Annotated in this window: 18 protein-coding genes; 5 read left to right on the top strand and 13 right to left on the bottom strand. The window is 44.8% G+C overall.

Going from position 1 to position 17,813, the window contains the following annotated elements; genetic code table 11:
- The first annotated feature begins 6 nt into the window (after nt 1–6).
- The 3 genes from ICV89_RS01920 to ICV89_RS01910 are packed head-to-tail and all read left to right on the top strand — an operon-like array spanning nt 7 to nt 1,798.
- Nucleotides 7–561 (top strand): FMN-binding protein, encoded by a 555-nt coding sequence (locus ICV89_RS01920; protein ID WP_215309197.1) that lies wholly within the window; start codon nt 7–9, stop codon nt 559–561.
- Nucleotides 558–1,385, top strand: a complete 828-nt coding sequence (locus tag ICV89_RS01915; protein ID WP_215309195.1) for an FAD:protein FMN transferase — start codon at nt 558–560, stop codon at nt 1,383–1,385. Before ICV89_RS01920 ends, ICV89_RS01915 begins: the two co-directional genes overlap by 4 nt.
- A complete protein-coding gene (locus ICV89_RS01910; RefSeq protein WP_215309193.1) occupies nt 1,382–1,798 on the top strand; it encodes a hypothetical protein in 417 nt (138 codons plus the stop codon). Before ICV89_RS01915 ends, ICV89_RS01910 begins: the two co-directional genes overlap by 4 nt.
- A gap of 69 nt (nt 1,799–1,867) precedes the next feature.
- Here the strand turns inward: ICV89_RS01910 and ICV89_RS01905 are convergent, their stop codons facing one another.
- From ICV89_RS01905 to ICV89_RS01895, 3 genes are read right to left on the bottom strand one after another with little or no spacing between them, the layout of a single operon-like run.
- On the bottom strand, nt 1,868–2,053 hold the full coding sequence (locus tag ICV89_RS01905; protein WP_215309192.1) for a DUF2892 domain-containing protein: 186 nt from the start codon (nt 2,051–2,053) through the stop codon (nt 1,868–1,870).
- A gap of 33 nt (nt 2,054–2,086) precedes the next feature.
- Nucleotides 2,087–2,398 carry a metalloregulator ArsR/SmtB family transcription factor gene (locus ICV89_RS01900; protein WP_371817884.1) on the bottom strand — a complete coding sequence of 104 codons (312 nt, stop codon included), beginning with the start codon at nt 2,396–2,398 and terminating at the stop codon, nt 2,087–2,089.
- Nucleotides 2,399–2,417: 19 nt separating this feature from the next.
- Nucleotides 2,418–3,224, bottom strand: a complete 807-nt coding sequence (locus tag ICV89_RS01895; protein WP_371817858.1) for an MBL fold metallo-hydrolase — start codon at nt 3,222–3,224, stop codon at nt 2,418–2,420.
- A 133-nt stretch (nt 3,225–3,357) separates the two neighbouring features.
- Here ICV89_RS01895 and ICV89_RS01890 point away from each other — a divergent pair, with 133 nt between their 5' ends.
- On the top strand, nt 3,358–4,182 hold the full coding sequence (locus tag ICV89_RS01890; protein WP_215309188.1) for a sulfite exporter TauE/SafE family protein: 825 nt from the start codon (nt 3,358–3,360) through the stop codon (nt 4,180–4,182).
- A gap of 104 nt (nt 4,183–4,286) precedes the next feature.
- On the opposite strand, the gene ICV89_RS01885 is transcribed toward ICV89_RS01890, so the two are convergent.
- The 6 genes from ICV89_RS01885 to ICV89_RS01860 form a co-directional block, all read right to left on the bottom strand.
- A complete protein-coding gene (locus ICV89_RS01885) occupies nt 4,287–5,015 on the bottom strand; it encodes an ABC transporter ATP-binding protein (RefSeq protein WP_215309187.1) in 729 nt (242 codons plus the stop codon).
- A 31-nt stretch (nt 5,016–5,046) separates the two neighbouring features.
- Nucleotides 5,047–6,975 carry an ATP-binding cassette domain-containing protein gene (locus tag ICV89_RS01880; protein WP_215309186.1) on the bottom strand — a complete coding sequence of 643 codons (1,929 nt, stop codon included), beginning with the start codon at nt 6,973–6,975 and terminating at the stop codon, nt 5,047–5,049.
- 2 nt (nt 6,976–6,977) lie between these two features.
- Complete coding sequence (locus ICV89_RS01875; RefSeq protein ID WP_215309185.1) at nt 6,978–7,856, bottom strand: branched-chain amino acid ABC transporter permease; 879 nt, start codon at nt 7,854–7,856, stop codon at nt 6,978–6,980.
- 151 nt (nt 7,857–8,007) lie between these two features.
- The gene (locus ICV89_RS01870) at nt 8,008–9,192 is read right to left on the bottom strand and encodes an ABC transporter substrate-binding protein (RefSeq protein ID WP_215309184.1); all 1,185 of its coding nucleotides are present in this window, start codon (nt 9,190–9,192) and stop codon (nt 8,008–8,010) included.
- A gap of 145 nt (nt 9,193–9,337) precedes the next feature.
- Nucleotides 9,338–10,267, bottom strand: a complete 930-nt coding sequence (locus ICV89_RS01865) for an EamA family transporter (protein WP_251370881.1) — start codon at nt 10,265–10,267, stop codon at nt 9,338–9,340.
- Nucleotides 10,260–11,894 (bottom strand): GMC family oxidoreductase, encoded by a 1,635-nt coding sequence (locus ICV89_RS01860; RefSeq protein WP_215309183.1) that lies wholly within the window; start codon nt 11,892–11,894, stop codon nt 10,260–10,262. Before ICV89_RS01860 ends, ICV89_RS01865 begins: the two co-directional genes overlap by 8 nt.
- 113 nt (nt 11,895–12,007) lie before the next feature.
- Between ICV89_RS01860 and yjgA the strand changes: the two genes are divergently transcribed.
- The gene (gene yjgA, locus ICV89_RS01855; RefSeq protein WP_215309182.1) at nt 12,008–12,535 is read left to right on the top strand and encodes a ribosome biogenesis factor YjgA; all 528 of its coding nucleotides are present in this window, start codon (nt 12,008–12,010) and stop codon (nt 12,533–12,535) included.
- A gap of 9 nt (nt 12,536–12,544) precedes the next feature.
- On the opposite strand, the gene ICV89_RS01850 is transcribed toward yjgA, so the two are convergent.
- The 4 genes from ICV89_RS01850 to ICV89_RS01835 form a co-directional block, all read right to left on the bottom strand.
- Complete coding sequence (locus tag ICV89_RS01850) at nt 12,545–13,621, bottom strand: acyltransferase (RefSeq protein ID WP_215309181.1); 1,077 nt, start codon at nt 13,619–13,621, stop codon at nt 12,545–12,547.
- A gap of 85 nt (nt 13,622–13,706) precedes the next feature.
- Nucleotides 13,707–14,285, bottom strand: a complete 579-nt coding sequence (locus tag ICV89_RS01845) for a c-type cytochrome (protein WP_215309180.1) — start codon at nt 14,283–14,285, stop codon at nt 13,707–13,709.
- 12 nt (nt 14,286–14,297) lie between these two features.
- Nucleotides 14,298–15,563, bottom strand: a complete 1,266-nt coding sequence (locus ICV89_RS01840) for a sorbosone dehydrogenase family protein (RefSeq protein WP_251370880.1) — start codon at nt 15,561–15,563, stop codon at nt 14,298–14,300.
- 122 nt (nt 15,564–15,685) lie between these two features.
- Complete coding sequence (locus ICV89_RS01835; protein ID WP_215309179.1) at nt 15,686–17,806, bottom strand: TonB-dependent receptor; 2,121 nt, start codon at nt 17,804–17,806, stop codon at nt 15,686–15,688.
- Nucleotides 17,807–17,813 lie beyond the last annotated feature (7 nt).

Below are 17,813 nucleotides of genomic sequence, written 5' to 3'. Positions count from 1 at the left end.
ATGAATATGAACTGGAAACCCAACCCCCTATTCATCATTGGTCTAGCTGCAGTTACTGCACCAATCATTGCGCAGGCCAAGATTTATGTATCCGTTGAACAAGCTCAGAAGATACTGATACCTAATAAATCGCTTGTTAAAAATCCCATCATCATTACCGATGATCTACAAGACAAAATGCGCTCAGCTTCGAGTATTCGTCATCCTTTTCAAGGGGATCGAATTTGGAGAGCGGCTGATGGAAGTTGGTTCATCGTAGATGAGGTAGTTGGTAAGCATGAAATGATTACTTACGCCGTATCACTTAATCCATCGGGCGCAGTAACTGGAATTGAAATTCTAGAATACGTTGAATCCTATGGATACGAAGTGGCAGAAGCTAACTGGCGAAAACAGTTTGTCGGAAAGACAGCTGCAGACCCCATCAAGCTCAATCAAGATATTCAGAATATTGGTGGTGCAACGCTCTCCTGTAAACATCTTACGGACGGCGTCAAGCGGGTTGCAGTCTTATATGAGGTGGCCTTAAAAAATCAAACCGTAAGCCTAAAAGCAAAATGATTCGCTGCAAGCCGCTCTTAGGCACCTTCGTAGAAATCAGAATTGAAGATCAATTGCCTCCATTAAAAGCGCTAGAGGAGGCTTTTTTAGCCATTGAACAAGTGCAATCTTTGATGGGTTTTCACAATCCTGACAGCGAGCTTTCTCAGATCAATGCTAGATCCCATTTGGAGTCCGTTCGGATTCATCCCTGGACTGCTGAAGTTCTTAGGATTGCAAAAGAGGTTTACCTTCAATCCCAAGGGCTATTTAATTGTGGAATTGGTCATCACCTAGTGAAGTCGGGTCTACTCCCCAAGCATAAGAAACTCAAGGATTACGCATTTGGAGGCATTGAAGATCTTCAATTTATTAAACCCTTATTGGTTCGATCGCCATTACCGCTTTGCCTCGATCTTGGCGGCATTGCCAAAGGCTACGCAGTAGATAAAGCTGTTGACGCTTTAATTGCTAAGGGTATTGAAGTTGGATCAGTCAACGCGGGTGGCGATATCCGCGTATTCGGAAATCATTCCCAAGATATTCAAATCCGTAATCCATCAAGACCGCATGAGCTCATTCAGATTGGCAGCATGGCAGTAGGTGCGATTGCCACTAGCAGTCTCTACTTTTCCAACTGCAATACCAGCCCAAAGAGTTTTATGGTAAACCCTCTCAATCAAGAACATGTTGAGTTTTCAGAGTCTTACTCGGTAGTAGCTAGTAGATGTGTTTACGCAGATGCCTTAACCAAGGTAGTGAGTATTTCTAGGAATACTCGCCATCCCTGCTTGAGCCATTTTTCTGCCCAGGCAATCAGAATCCCCAACACCCAATCCCTATGAAAAATACAAATCGTCTTGGCAAGATGCCAGCATGGCAAAAACACTTTGTCCAAATCGGTATGTTGAGTTGCTCTCTCACTGGGACGGCCTATTTACTTGGCCATGAATTTCATATTGAACGCACCATATTGGGGGCACACCCGGTATTGGCATGTCACGGCATTGCTGCCATATTGGCCACGATAGCTTTGGGCTCAGTCTTACCCTTTCATCTGAAAGCGGGGCTGAAGTCCAAGAGGAAACTGTGGAGCGGTTTAAGTCAATTGGCTTTTTTAGCCGCCTTATTAGTATCGGGCGCCTTGTTGTACTACGGCCCTGAAGAAATTCGGGATGGGGTCATTGCGACACACTGGATGCTTGGTATTGCCTTTTTTTCTATCTTTTTGCTACACGGTGTTTACTCTAAAAAATAAGCGTCATCAATATCAGTAAGACATATTGAGGAGCTTAATCTCAATATGTCTTATCTAGATTTGAGTCGCTCACTTAGAGCAAAAATGATTTCCCAGTAATAGGTAGGCTGGGCAGAAGCGGAAAATACCAGTAGTCATAGGGATAAGTCCGAGCCAACCCCACCAGCCTACGATACCGTTAGCTGCAAGTGTAACCAGCACAATACCTACTGAGATTCTTAAAATACGATCGATACTACCGACGTTACATTTCATATTGAACTCCCTTTAAAACGGTTTAATGATTGATTACTTCTTGCAAAAATATTTGTAGAGCAAACTCATCACTGCTACAGCAACTTCACTAGATAGAGAGTAATAAATTTGCTTTCCTTCTCTACGTGTTTTAACTAGCTTTTCTTTACGCAACACGGTAAGTTGCTGCGAGAGAGTGGGCTGATGTAAATCCAGCGCTGTTTCTAATTCACCAACACATTTTTCTTCTTGCCCGATTTCACATAAGAGCATCATGCGATCTCGGTTGGATAAGACCTTCATGAGCTTACAAGCATCATCTGCGGCTGACTGCATCCTCTTTAACTCCGCTTTGGAGATGGGCATATTCATTGTCATTCTCCGATCAGAGTGCATTCAAGGGAATTTTTAAATAAGAAACTCCATTGCTATCGGCCTCAGGAAAATGTCCAGCTCGTATATTGACCTGAATAGAAGGCAAGATTAGTGTTGGCATCTCTAGAGTTTTATCTCGTGTGGTGCGCATTTTCACAAATTGCGCTTCAGTCATGCCATCATGTAAATGAATATTATTTGCCTTCTCATCAGCAACAGTGGTCATGCCAGTTGCAGGTCGATTATTTGGCGGATAGTCATGGCACATATATAACTTGGTCTGATCAGGATAAGACAAAATCTTTTGAATAGATTGATAGAGCCTCTTCGCATCACCGCCCGGAAAATCACAACGGGCAGTGCCGACATCTGGCATAAATAGGGTATCGCCTACAAAGATGGCATCACCGATTTCATAGGCCATGCAAGCAGGGGTATGACCCGGCACAAACAGCGCCTTTAATGAGAGATTTCCGAAAGTGAGCAATTCACCCTCTTTCAACAAATGGTCAAATTGAGTGCCATCTACTTTAAAGTGATCATCTAAATTGAAGACGCCTTTAAATACTTTCTGCACATTGGTAATGTGATCCCCAATGACCAACTTGCCACCTAAGTGACTTTGTAAATATGGGGCTGCTGTTAGGTGATCTGCATGAGCATGCGTCTCTAAGATCCAATCAACTTGGAGTTGGTGCGCCTTTATAAAAGTAATCACCTCATCAGCAGACTTGGTACTTGTTCTGCCTGATTTAGGGTCATAGCTCAAGACAGAGTCAATGATGACGCAAGGAGCTCCTTCACATTCATAGACCACATAGGTATAAGTCCATGTTTCTGGATCAAAAAAAATCTTTAATCAAGGGGGCGGGCTTTATAGTCAATTCATTCTTTCGGATGCATTATTAGTATATATTTTTATATACTATATTAATATAAAATAAATTGCAATGGATTACTCAACTCTCATCAGCCCCTCGCTCGGCATCCTAGTAGGCATCCTCATGGGCCTTACTGGCGCGGGCGGCGGGATCTTGTCTGTTCCGCTATTGGTTTTCTTCCTAGGCCTACCTATTGCAGAAGCAGCGCCAATTGCGCTTTGCGCCGTTGCCCTAGCCTCCACTATTGGCGCCATTCTGGGTCTTAAAAATAAGATCTTGCGCTATAAAGCAGCAGGTTTTATGGCTGTCTTTGGTTTAGTACTATCCCCACTAGGGCTTTGGATTGCACCTCAGATTCCGAATGCGCCCTTACAGATCCTCTTTAGCTTGATCTTGTTATATGTAGCTATTCGCTTGTTGAGTCAGGCTCGCAATCTGATTCGGGGTATTCCGGAGGAAAACAGAAAGCCCCCACCCTGCCTCATCAATCCTGCTATTGGGAAACTCCAATGGACCCTGCCTTGTGCGCGCGCCCTCATGCTCGCCGGTAGTATTGCAGGCTTCCTATCTGGCTTACTTGGCGTTGGCGGTGGATTCATCATCGTGCCTGCACTGAAGCGCTATACCGATTTACCTATCAAATCAATCGTTGCCACCTCACTGGGAGTGCTCGCCATCATCACTGGTGGAGGAGCAATATTCTCGGCAGTTAGCGGTAGCTTAAATATCTTAGTTGCTGCGCCCTTTGCACTTGCCGCCTTGGGCGGACTACTGATTGGACTACTACTAGGTAAAAAATTAAGTGGTCCGCACACTCAACTCATTTTCTCGATCTTCACTTTAGTAATTGCAGTGAGCTTACTGATTAAAGGCGTACTAATTTTGAATCTGTGAGCCTATCTTGCTTATTCAGAACTAGAAAAGTAGAGGGTTGGCTTACTCTCCAATAGAAAAAGCCCTCTTTCGAGGGCTTTTGACAAACACATTGACACTCAATCTTAGTGGCTGCTAGCACCACCTAAGTAAGCCGCTTTCACAGCAGGATCATGCATTAACTTATCTGCTGGTCCATGAGTTGCAATCTTACCGTTCTCAAGCACATATCCATAATCAGCAACATTTAGGGCTGCGGCAGCAAACTGCTCAACCAATAGCATCGTGACACCTTGTGATTTGAGATTAGAAATAATTCTGAAAACTTCCTCAACCAAAATCGGCGCCAAGCCCATTGAAGGCTCATCCAAGAGAATGATCTCTGGATTGAGCATCACAGCACGGGCCATCGCCAACATCTGTTGCTCACCACCTGACAATGTTCCCGCCAACTGATTGCGACGCTCTTTTAAGCGTGGGAACATTTCGAGAGATCTCTCAAGATCGTTCTTAATGTCACCTTTTGGACGACTACCCGTAAAACGTGGAAATGCGCCTAACAGGAGGTTGTCGTTCACAGACATCGTCGTAAATACACGACGGCCTTCTGGACTATGCGCTAAACCAAGACGTGCGATTTTATGAGAGTCGTAACCATCAATTTTTTCGCCACCTAGCGTGACTTCGCCACCGGTCGGCTTAATCATGCCGGTGATAGCGCGCATCGTCGTTGTTTTACCAGCGCCGTTAGAGCCAATCAAAGTAATAACTTGTCCTTTAGGAACATCAATATTGATGCCGTGCAGAACTTTTACTTTGCCATAGCCTGCTTCAAGATTCTTAATAGATAACATGGTATTTACCGATTCAATATAGTTCTAGTGATTAAGTACCCAAGTAGGCATGAATCACCTTCTCGTCTGCCTGAACTTCAGCTGGTTTACCTTCTGCAATCTTCTGACCGAAGTCCAATACAGAAACGGTATCGCACACTGACATCACCACATCCATATGATGCTCAATCAGGATGAAGGTAATACCGCTATCGCGGATCTTACGAATAATGCGCAAGAGTTCTTTAATATCTGGAGCTGTCAAACCAGCAGCTGGCTCATCTAACAAGAGCAACTCAGGATCTAAAGCCAAGGCGCGGGCAATCTCTAAGGAGCGTTGTTTACCGTATGGCAAATTACGCGCCTCTTCATTCGCTAAATCTTCCAAGCCCACAAACTTCAATAAGGCCATTGCGCGAGCATGTGCTTCTTGCGATTCCTTTTTGTAGCGTGGCAAGTTCAGCGCAATCTCCAACATATTGGATTTAAAGGTGTGATGCAATCCAACCAAAATATTTTGGATGGCAGTCATCTCACCGAAGAGCTGAACGTTTTGGAAGGTACGCGCAATACCAGACAAAGCAATATCAGAGGAAGTGCGACCAACTACGCTCTGACCTGCATACAGCACATTACCGGCCGTAGGTTGATAGATGCCAGTCAGAACGTTCATCATGGTGCTCTTACCGGAGCCGTTTGGTCCAATCAAACCATGAATGGTGCCGCGCTTAATGCTGAGGTCAACATTATTCAAGGCCTTCAGACCACCAAACTGCATCAGCACGGAGTCAACTTTAAGAAGCTCAGTACCCGCATTTTGATTATTAACCGCGCTAATGAAGCTGATTGAATCATCGATTTCATCTGCTTTTTCACCGCGAGTTGTCACTGTCTTGCCGATGATAGATTGGTAGAAGCTCTTCGCAAAACCAACGATACCGTTTTGCAAGTAATACACCACCAACAAAATCATGAAGCCGAAAATACTCAAACGCCAATCGGAGATTCTGTCTAACCAAAATGAGAACGCTGCCAGACCAACTACTCCCGCCAAAGGCACCATCACGCGTCTTGGCGTAGTGACTTTCTTAGAAAGAGCCATAGCCGCACCTACGGCAACTACAACCGCGATCGTAGTAGCCACAATACGGAATAAATTAATATCGTCGAGGAGTTTAGGCAGCAGAACAATAATGGCAGCGCCTAGTAATGAACCCAAACGAGACTTACGACCACCCATAATGACTGCCAACAAGAAAAGAACGGCTAATTCATTGTTATAGGTATTTGGTGAGATGTATTGCTCCGAGTAGGCATACAAGCAACCAGCCAGACCAGCAAAGCCAGCACTAATCACGAAGGCAATGACTTTATAGCGATAAACGGAGACACCCATACAGTCGCAAGCTACAGGACTATCACGTAAAGCCTCAAAAGCACGGCCCATCTGAGATTTAACAAAACGATCAACCACCACCAAGGCAATGATCAAAACGATACAGACCAACCAGAAAAACTGTGCCTTTGACATTGGGGCACCCATCAGATCAGGCTTAGGAATTTTGATTCCTAGTGGGCCTTCTGTGAGCCATGTCATCTCGTTAATTAAGATCTGGGTAATGGTTCCAAATGCCAAGGTCACCATCGCCAAGTAAGGTCCAATAACCTTCAGCGCAGGCAGGGCTAGAATTCCGCCAAAGATCGCTGTAACCACGATTGCTGCTGGCAAGGTCAGCCAAATTGAGGCACCGAAATGGAAAAATAGCACACCTGCGGTGTACGAACCAATTCCGAATAAGGCGGCATGACCCAAGGAAACTTGACCTACATAACCCACCACAATATCTAAGCCATACAACAGGATGGTGTAAATCAGAATCGTTTCTATCAAGTGAATATAGTACGGATTGCTGATAAATAAAGGCAGGCTAAATAAGCCAACAATTGCAATTAATAGAGGTAATAGAGACTTCGATTTCATTATTAAACTTTCTTGATTGCAGTTTTACCAAAGAGACCAGATGGCTTAAATGCAAGCACTAATAAGAGCAAGATCAAGCCTGGTACGTCTTTGTAGCCGGTAGAAATATAAAAGCCTGTGGCAGTCTCAACAATTCCGAGAATCAAACCACCCACAATGATTCCCATACCACTTGAGAGGCCGCCAATAATGGCCACTGCAAATGCTTTTAAACCCAGAGCACCACCCATAGCAGCGCCAGTCAATGTCAACGGTGCAATCAGAACACCTGCAAAGGCAGCAGTTAAGGATGAGAGTGCATATGAGAAGGTAATTACCAAGCTGGTATTAATTCCCATTAAGCCGGCAGCATCACGATCGTTTGCTGTTGCGACAACCGCTTTACCGTAAATTGTTTTACGGTTAAAGAACTCCACCAACAACATCATGACTAAAGCGCCAACTACAACCAAGATTTCCATTGGCAAAATGTTTGCCCCAAGGAATGCCATTGGTTCCATCGGCAACGGGGATGGAAATGGCAATGCATCACGACCCCAAATATTTTCAGCCACGTTTTTGAAAATAATGCCCAACGCGATAGTGGACATAATCCAACCAAACTCAGATTTGATCTTAATCGCAGGACGAACACCAATCAGCTCAACGAAGCCACCTTGCACCATCCCGAATAGGCAGACGATTGGGATCATGAGCCAGTAGTTCATACCGAACATGTCAACACATGTCAGGCCGACTAAGGCGCCCAACATCAAGGCCTCACCTTGACCGAAATTCAATGTGCCAGATGTGGCAAAAGTCAGCTGAAAGCCGAAAGCAATGACCGCGTAGATCATGCCCACCGCTATACCGCTGGAGAGGATTTGTGCAAACATTTCCATGATGTAGACCTAAAAAAATTCTAAAACTGTTTTATGAACGATCCGACATTGTAAGCAAAACGCCGCTTTGTGGGCGGCGTTTTGCTTATTAATACCTTTTAAATTGCTGCAGTGCGGAAAATTTGAGTTTCCGCACCCACTCTAAGAAGGATTACTTCTTCTTAGGTGTTGCATCTTCAGCATTCAAGAACTCAACCTTGCCGTCCTCAACAATGCCCATCACAACGTCTTTAGCTTTGATAGCCTCATGGTCAGTTGCGCTAAATGGCTTGTTGTAGGTCATTACAACGCCCTCGACTGGAGTTTTCAGATCTTGCAATGCAGCCAAGATCTTTGGTCCTTCTGTGCCTTTAGCTTGCTTGATCGCAGCTGCTAAGAGATATACAGAGTCGTATCCTTGAGCTGCTGATACTGGAGAAGCAATAATGCCGTTCTTTGGCTTGAAATCCTTCAGGTAAGCCTCAACGAAAGCTTTACGCTTTGGTGTTGTTGGGGGATTCTGAATGAAAGTCTCTGGCATTGTTGCGCCGTTACCATTCTTACCAGCTGTATCAATGAAGCTGGCCATAGACAATGTCCATGATCCGATCATTGGCTTTTTCCAACCCAATTTCGCCATACCGTTAGCAATTTGCGCCAACTCAGGTCCGATTGCGTAAGTCAAAATAACCTCTGCACCAGCATTTTTTGCCTTGAGCAACTGTGAAGTCATATCAACGTCACCGAGGTTGAACTTTTCAGTAGCTACTGGAGTTACGCCATAAGTCTTGAGCGCTTTTTCTAAGTCTTCACGACCTAACTGACCATAGTTAGTTGAGTCAGCCAAGATAGCTACTTTCTTCAAGCCACGCTTCTCAACCGCTTCTTTAGCGATCATTGGAGCCTGGATGTTGTCAGCAGCAGAAGTACGGAAAACATAGTTCTCAGCGGCATTTGGAAATTGCTTAGTAATCAAAGTACCAGTAGCAACGTTGTTGATGACTGGGATCTTTGCTTCTTGGAAGAAGCGCTGTGATGCCAAGGCCACACCAGTGTTGATGTAACCCAAAGTAGCAGCTACTTTTTCGTTATTGATCAATTCTTGAGCGATTTGTACACCACGCTCGTTTTTAGCTTCGTCATCGCGCTCAACTAAAACAATCTTGTTGCCGTCAATGCCACCAGCTGCGTTAATTTCTTTAGTAGCCAAACGCACGCCATCACGCATACTCACGCCCATTGAAGCTGAGCCGCCAGTGAACGGGCCGATTACGCCTACTTTGATATCGGCAGCATAAGCGCCGGTTGATAACATTGCAGTAGCAGCCACTGCAAAAATGTGACGACGAATATTCATAAAGTCTCCATGACTAAAAATGCTAATTAAATAAGTTCTTTTGTAGGTACAACTTGAAGCGAATTGCTATCTTACAGTCAATATAGGGGCAAAAAAAGGGCTCAGTATTAGGGTTTTACATTAGCCCCTAGGGATAGAGGTCGTTTTAAAAAAACTTACGACTTTGTTCTCGCAATGCAGGCCAGAAAAGATTGATCACTAAACCAGCAATTACCAAGCCAGCAGCGCTGATTTTCCAGCCTGGCAAGGCTTCGCCTAGGAAAAAAGCAGATGCCCCCATGCCAAAGATGGGAACTAGTAAGGGGGCGGGAGCCACCACGGCAGCCGGGTGCTTTGAAAGCAGCCACCCCCAAGCAGCATAGCCAAACAGGGTATTAGCCCATGCCTGCCAGAGCACTCCAATCCAAGCGCCCATTGGTGCTACTAGAGTGACTTCCCATAAATGGCCGGCACCACCCTCAAAGATGAGTGAAACAAGCAGCAAAGGAGGTATTGAGAACGCGCTTGCCCAAACCACATAGGACAGCATATTAATAGCACCAGCCCTACGACTCACTGTATTAGCAACCCCCCAAGAGAAGCCAGCAAACACCACTAAGGCTAGGCCCAAGAAAGTCGTTGTGGCATCAGTGTGCAGCGCAATAATGAACAAACCCATCATTGCTACCGCCACGGACACTGCCTGATATAGCCTTAGACCTTCTTTAGCAAAGAACATCGCAAAGCCGATCGTAAAAAACACTTGGGTCTGAATAAGCAAGGATGCTAGCCCCGGAGAGATTCGTCCATCAATCGCAAAGTACATCACGCCGAACTGCCCAAGTCCAGTTGCCAAACCATAGATACACAAATTGACCCAAGAAACCTTGGGCTTGGGAATAAAAAATACTACTGGCAATAAAGCAAAAATGTATCGCAGAGCAGCGAATAAAAATGGTGGGAAGCTTTCAAGAGAAACTTTGATCACCACAAAGTTAGTTCCCCACACAGCAACAATGGCAAGCGCTAATAACAAGTGGCTTGTAGGAAGCCTCGGATACAACTGAGTACTGCCTGATGTTTTTGAACTACTCACCAGTAAGCAATTCAACAGCGCGTTGCGCAATCATCATAGTAGGCGCCGCAGTATTACCGGAAGTAATTGTCGGCATTGCAGATGCATCAACCACCCTCAAATGATGAATACCCCTAACTCGCAATTGTGAATCAAGCACTGCCATCGGATCATCATCGCGCCCCATCTTGCAGGTGCCCACTGGATGGAAAATCGTTGTGCCGATATCACCAGCAGCTTTGATGAGTTCTTCATCGCTTTGATATTGATTGCCTGGCTTGTACTCATCTGGCGTGTACGGTTTGAGCGCAGGACTTTCTAAAATCTTGCGTGTGAGACGCAATGAGTCAGCAGCTACTTTGCGGTCTTCGTCGGTCGATAAATAATTTGGTGCAATGACTGGGGGCGCTTCTGGATCGATCGAACTGATATGTACACTGCCACGAGATGTAGGTCGTAAGTTACAAACACTGGCAGTAATCGCATTAAAGGAATGCAAATCTTCACCGAACTTTTCTAGTGATAGCGGTTGAACGTGATACTCCAAATTAGCAGAGGGCTGGTCAGGTGAGCTGTATGCAAATGCACCCAACTGAGATGGGGCCATCGACATCGGTCCGGAGCGCTTAAACACGTACTCCATACCAATGGACAGCTTGCCAAGTAAAGAGTTTGCTTTCGTATTGAGAGTCTTTATGCCATTGACCTTGTAGATCATGCGTAATTGCAAATGGTCTTGTAAGTTTTCACCTACGCCCGGTAAATCTGCAATGACGGGGATGCCTAATTTATTCAGATGCGCAGCTGATCCAATACCTGAGCGCTCTAAAACCTGCACGCTACCAATGGCACCTGCACTCAAAATCACTTCGCCTTGATTGGTGATATTACAAAGTGCTTCGGTTTTTTTGCCGTTCTGAATATATTGAACGCCGTAGCAATTTTTAGAGCTTGAATCAATTAATAATTTATTGACCATCGCCTCAGTAATTACCGTGAGATTAGGTCGCTTAGCAGCATCACGCAAAAATGCTTTGGACGTATTGAGACGCCAACCTTTGCGTTGACTCACATCAAAGTAACCCACCCCAAAATTATCGCCTTGGTTAAAGTCGTCTGATGCTGGAATGCCTGCCTCCACTGCAGCCTCTTTGAAAACATCCATGATGGGCCAACGCAAACGCTGCTTAGACACAGTCCACTCACCACCTTTGCCGTGCCACTGATTGGGAGCGCCGTGATAATCCTCAAATGATTTGTAACGACGCAAAGCGTTTTGCCAAGACCAAGAATCATCACCTGTTGCTTTGACCCAAGATGCATAATCACCCTCTTGGCCGCGCATGTAAATCATGCCGTTGATAGATGAACAGCCACCTAAAACACGGCCGCGCGGATAGAGGAGTGAGCGTCCGTTTAGGCCTTTTTCAGTAGCGGTCTTAAAGCGCCAATCTGCTCTTGGGTTATCGATACAATATAAATAACCAACCGGTATATGGATCCAGATGTAGTTATCGTTCTTACCAGCCTCAATTAAGAGAACCCGTTTAGCGGGATTCTCAGTCAGGCGCTTGGCTAACATACAGCCTGCACTGCCAGCGCCGATGATGATGTAGTCGTAGGTATTTTGATGGCTTGTTGTGCTCATATCTCTAGTTATATAGACGCCCATTTATAAACTCTATTATTTACCAAATCTTCCAATAAGAAGAAATTGGAAGATTCAGCTAGAAACGGTAAATACCCGTCTAAAATACGCTCATGCACGTCAACGAAAAGAACCGCACCCCCAAGAAAGATGATCTTGATGATGGGCCTAGCAAATCCGAGCTAAAGCGCTTGATGACTGAGCGCCAAAAGCTGGCCGAAGTTCTAGCAGCACTCAGTAGCGATGCCTTAAAGACTATACCAATGGATGAGGCGATTAAGGCCTCCATTGCGGAAACTAACAAGATTAAGAGTTTTGAAGCAATTCGTCGTCATAAGCAGTATCTTGGCAAGCTCATGCGATTTTTGGATGAAGAGGAATTAGATGCAATTCAAAAGCGCCTAGATGCAATTCAGGGCGTTAGCAAGGAAGAAACTGCAAAACTACATCATTTAGAGTCTTATCGCGATCGCCTGATAGCAAATGATGAAACCTTTACCAAGATGATTGAGCAATATCCCGATATGGATATTCAGAATATGCGCACCCTCATCCGCAATGCTCGCAAAGAAAAAGAAGCCAATAAACCCCCTAAGGCTTATCGAGAAATCTTCCGCGTCTTAAAGGATATGGGTATTTAAGTATTTGCTTTAAATCTTTAGCTTAGCTGAGGGAATTTCTACCCAGCGATATAGGTAGCTAGCAGCAATAGTGCTACACACTACGACTCCCAACATTAAGCTAATTGCAATTAAGCCACTCTCGTGAGCATGCATTCCAGAAGCAATATAAAGTGTATTTGCTAGCAAGATAAATGCAAAGTGAATTAAGAAGGCACAGTATGAGAGGGGGCTGGCCCATGCAATAGAGTGCAATATATATGCTTTTACTTTTGAACCTCTAGGCAGCAAGCTTGGGTAGCCCGTATTTCCCCACACGAATAAAAGCAAAGCCACAAACCAAGCCAAGAAATTTCGCAACCACACTTGATGTAATGCGGAGATCGCAATAATTAATCCAATTGCAATCAGTGCAAACTTAGCTAAGACTTGAATCTTCTTATCAGCAAAGTGCTTCGCAAGATAGGCTAGTACGCCAAGCCCATAAGAGCCAATGAAATAAATAAAGTAGGCCTCGTATTGTGCGGAACGATTGAAGTAGAGCAAAGAGCTCACAGCAACAATACTGATCAGCCATATCAAAGCTTGATAAGACGAAAAGGAAATAAGCAATACAGCGAATACTGAGTAGAGCTGCCAGTCAATCGCTACATACCAGGCGCCCGCAGAGATGGAGTCAAGCCCCAGAATGCCTTGCAGAAAAAACAGGTGGGCAATAAATTGGCTCAGCGTTTCTTGCTCGCCAACGAATTCATCATTAACCCAAAAGCGCGCAATCCAAGCGCAGAAGATAGTAAAAACTAAAGCGGCAATATAGGGGGCAAACAAACGCAAATAGCGATTGATGATGACTCGCAATAGGGTTTGGCTACTGAACTGCGTATTAGCAAAACGCGTAAGTGACTGGGCTGCCAAGTACCCCGCCATCACCAAAAAGACTTGCACAGCATAACGACCGTATTCAAAAAGCCATGTCATCAAGCCCGGCAAAACTGAGCGTGCATCCACTGCCATCTGACCATAACTCGATAGATGGTGCAGGATGATTAGTAAAGCGGCAAAGACTTTAAAAGAGTCAACTAATAAAAAGTGGTTTTTTGATTGCAATACGATAGTCTCTTCAGGTCCCTAATGTAAGGGTGCTACATGTGCGCCCTCATGAATTTAATCTTCATTCAAAGGACGGGAAATCTTATTTTAATTGCGAGAGATATTGCGCAATTGCTTTCAAATCATCATCATTCATACCATACAAGGAAGCCGCCATAATGGTATCTCGCCCAGTTGCTTGATTGCTTCGGAATTGACGCATGGTATGCAATAAGTAATCCTCGCGTTGCCCAGCAAGTCTAGGCATTTGCTCACGACCAACATAGTCGGGTAAGTGGCATGTCCCGCAAAGTGCCTGCTTCGAAAGCAGCTGACCCCTTTCATGAAGCGCATCATCCCGTTTACCCGGTTCAGATTTCAAGGGCTGAGTAGAGTAGAACTTGGCTAAGGCAATAATTTGTGGGTCAGTAAATCCATTCAACTGCCCCTTCATCGCGGGAATATCTCGAATACCCTCGCGAATCATGATGAGATTATTTTCTAGAAATATTTTGGGTTGCCCTGCAAGAGAAGGGACCCCCACCATGGCTGAATTACCATCAGACCCATGGCATGCAGCACAAACTGCCAACTTGGCACTGACATCCTGTGCAAATGACAGCGGCGCAACCAAGGAGAGATAAATCCCCGAGAGTAACGCCGCTATTTTCAAAGATCTCACAAATACCAATGTTTATTTTTTGCTGTAGGTGATTCTGTAAATTGCTCCTAATTGCTCATCTGTCAGCAACATAGATCCATCGGGCATTTGCATAAAGAATGTAGGACGACCCCAGAATGATTGATCGCTGGAGTTCATGAAACCGGTGATAAACGGGGTTACCTTGGCATTTTTACCATCTGCATCAGCCTTCACAGTAACTACGTCATAACCAGATTTAACATTACGATTCCAAGAGCCCTTACGTGCAATAAATGCTACGTTTTTATATTCTGCAGGGAACATATTGCCGGTATAGAACTTAATACCCATCACTGCAGCATGAGCACCTAACAGTGCTACTGGCTGAGTCACACCTTCGCATGGATTAGGTTTAACAATTTTATCGTCTGGCATATTGCCTTCATGGCAGTATGGGAAGCCAAAATTTTCACCCTTTTTAGCAAGCAGATGTAGGGTGTCATTTGGCTTGTCGTCACCCATCCAATCGCGTCCATGATTTGTAAACCAGAGTTGCTTTGTCACTGGATGCCAGTCAAATCCCTGAGTATTTCTTACACCTGTCGCCAATACTTCCATGCCGGAGCCGTCTGGATTGTAGCGACGAATCTGAGCATATTCAGGAGTGGGTAACTCACAAATATTACAAGGTGCGCCAAAAGGAACATATAACTTTCCATCCGGACCAAAGGCAATGTATTTCCAGTTATGGTGCTGCTCTGGTGGCAAATTAAACTTAGAAGTTAAATCGACTGGCGCTACGCCAGGATTCTTACTAATGCCGTCATAACGTAAGACTTTATCAATCGCCATGACATAAAGTGATCCATTCTTATACGCCACACCTGAGGGCTGCACTAACTTATCAACCACCACACGACTAGTGCGCTCTTTGCCGTTATTGCTGACCTCATAAACACGGCCAATTGCACGGGTACCAACATAAATCTTGCCGTTATCACCCATAGCCATTTCACGAGCACCAGGAATGCCGGTCGCATAGATTTCAATCTTGAAACCTGAGGGTAACTTGAGATTATTCAGGGGAATCTCACTAGCTGGGGTAGCAGTCATCTTGCCTGCCAAGGGAGCCAACTTTGAAGTGGACATATCTGCGCCCATTCCCTGTTTCCAGGCTGGTGCTGCAGCAGGCTTAGGCGCCTCTGTTACCGCTGTAGATCCTGTGGAACAGCCCTGCAAACCAAGCACTGAGGACGCCAATAAAGCTGCAACTAATGGCATGAGTTTCACCTTCATGCCGGTATTAATAGATTTCATTTGAACCCTTCTCTTAATTTGTATTTATATTTTTTTATTTTTTGTTTTTGTATGCTTATTTAATCACTCTTTTGACCACAGAACCACCCCACTTTGTTAGGGTTATGCCTTACATCAGACCCTTAAAAGTTGATACGCGCACCAACTGATAAAGCCTGTGGCATACCCGCTTGGTAAGCAGATGCCTGACTGGCAATATTAAATGTCACATATTGACGGTTAAATAAATTGACTACTGAGGCAAAGATGGAGGCTTGTTGCGTGAGTTGGTAGTTAGCTTTTAAACCAACAACTGCATAAGCGGGCACTGGCAAAGTGCCGGTAGACATCCAAGAGTTACCAACATAACGCACTGTAGTAGTTAAGCTTGCCTGAGGAATTGGGTAGTAAGTAATTCCAGCATTCGCCATATTTTTAGGAACGCCACCTACCTGTGTATTGATAGGATCTGTAGTGGCACTCCAGGTCAGAATTGTGCTTGTGTAGCTGTATCCCCCATCCAATGCCCATTGCGCATTAAGGTCATGATGGTATTGCAGCTCAATTCCACGACTAAGCAAGTTTTGCTGATTAGTGTAGTAACTCACATTGGTATAGCCAGGCGTCAAGCTAGTTGAAGAGCAGCCCGACAGACCTGACGTTCCACACAGACTGTTCGCGAACGCCCAATTTGCGGTGGTAATTTTGTAGCTCGTAATGGCATTTTGAATGTAATTGTTAAATGCTGTTAACTGAGCAAATCCACTTTTCCAGCGGTAATCCGTTCCAAGCTCGTAGCCCGTCATCGTCTCAGGAGTTAAATTCGGGTTTGCTAAAGAGTAGCCACTAATAGAATTCCCATAACTACGCAAGGTGTTATTCATACTGGGCGCATGAAAAGCCTGATAGGCTGCACTTCGCAAATCCCAGTTTTTATTTGCCTTATAGAGCAAACCCAATGAAGGGCTTAATTGGGTTTTGCTTTGATTGGGAATTGCCTGATATTGGGGATTAGAACCACCTGCACCAGCGTTGTATGAGCTTGGGGTCTGGCTATTCCATTGATCAATACGCGCACCTAAAGTAGCTTCAAGAGGAATGCTGCTAGCGCTCGATTTAATCTGGCCTAAGAGGCCATAAAAATTTTGCTGCCCCTGTGCATAACTTACAGAGCTTACAGCGCCAGCTGTAGATAAACTATTTGTTTGATTTGATGCAGAAATATTTCTCGCATCAACACCAATAATATATTGATCAATTCCTGCAACCTTTAAATCATGAGTGTACTGAGCTGAAGCACCCACAGTAGAGTAAGGATCCGTATAGTTTGCGTTAACGTATGGCCTAAATGGTGCAGCACTTAAATTATTCGCAGTCTGCTTATAAAAGTTCGTTGCCTGGTAATACACGTTGACCTGAGTCTTTTTGTTCGCATCCAATTGCGTTGTTGAGCCCGCTGCAATATCCGCCATTTGAATTAAATTAGGCGCTATTGCATAGTTATTACTTAAATCGGACATCGTGCTGTAGCCCATGCGTAAAAAGGCATTGGTATCTTGTGTTGGCTTGAAATAATTCTGCAAACGCACATTCGAATTCTTAACCGTATCCGTACCCATCCCATTTTTAATATTGCTTGGTGAGCCCGGAGAAATTGTGGCGTAGTTTTGAAAACCCTCACTTGAAAAATAATCTGCTGAGAACCGCATCTGCATTGCATCTGAAACAATGAGGTCCTTAGAGGCAGCAATATTGCCAGTGCCAAAGGACCCGTAACTAGCAGATACATCCTGGGAACTGTTCTTGGGCGTCTTAGTATTGATATTGATAACGCCACCCATGCCGTAATTACCCCACAGGCTAGATACACCGCCGCGAATAAATTCAACAGACTCAATCGAGGACATGGGAACTAAATTCCACTGCACCGTTCCATAAAAAGCATCGTTTGCAGGCAACCCATCAATCAATACCAATGTGCGCCCATAACCCAAACCGCGCACATTAATACTCTGCCCTGTCGGGTCCTTTTGATAGTACGGCACATCATTCAGAAATACACCCGGCACATTTTTAAGTACCTGATCGATGGTTTGATCTGGGGAACCCTCCAATACCTCTTTGGTCAAAATCGTCGTGTTCAGTGGCATCCGATCCAAGGGCGTATCAGAGCGAGTGGCATTGACCACCACATCACTTAACTTTTGATCGTAATTGGGTGGGGGAGCAATTTGCGCCAGAGCTAATGGCGTAATAAAAGCCAAGACCAGT

The organism is Polynucleobacter sp. Adler-ghost (assembly GCF_018688495.1).
GTDB lineage: Bacteria > Pseudomonadota > Gammaproteobacteria > Burkholderiales > Burkholderiaceae > Polynucleobacter.
This window is presented reverse-complemented; position numbering and strand designations above follow the sequence as displayed.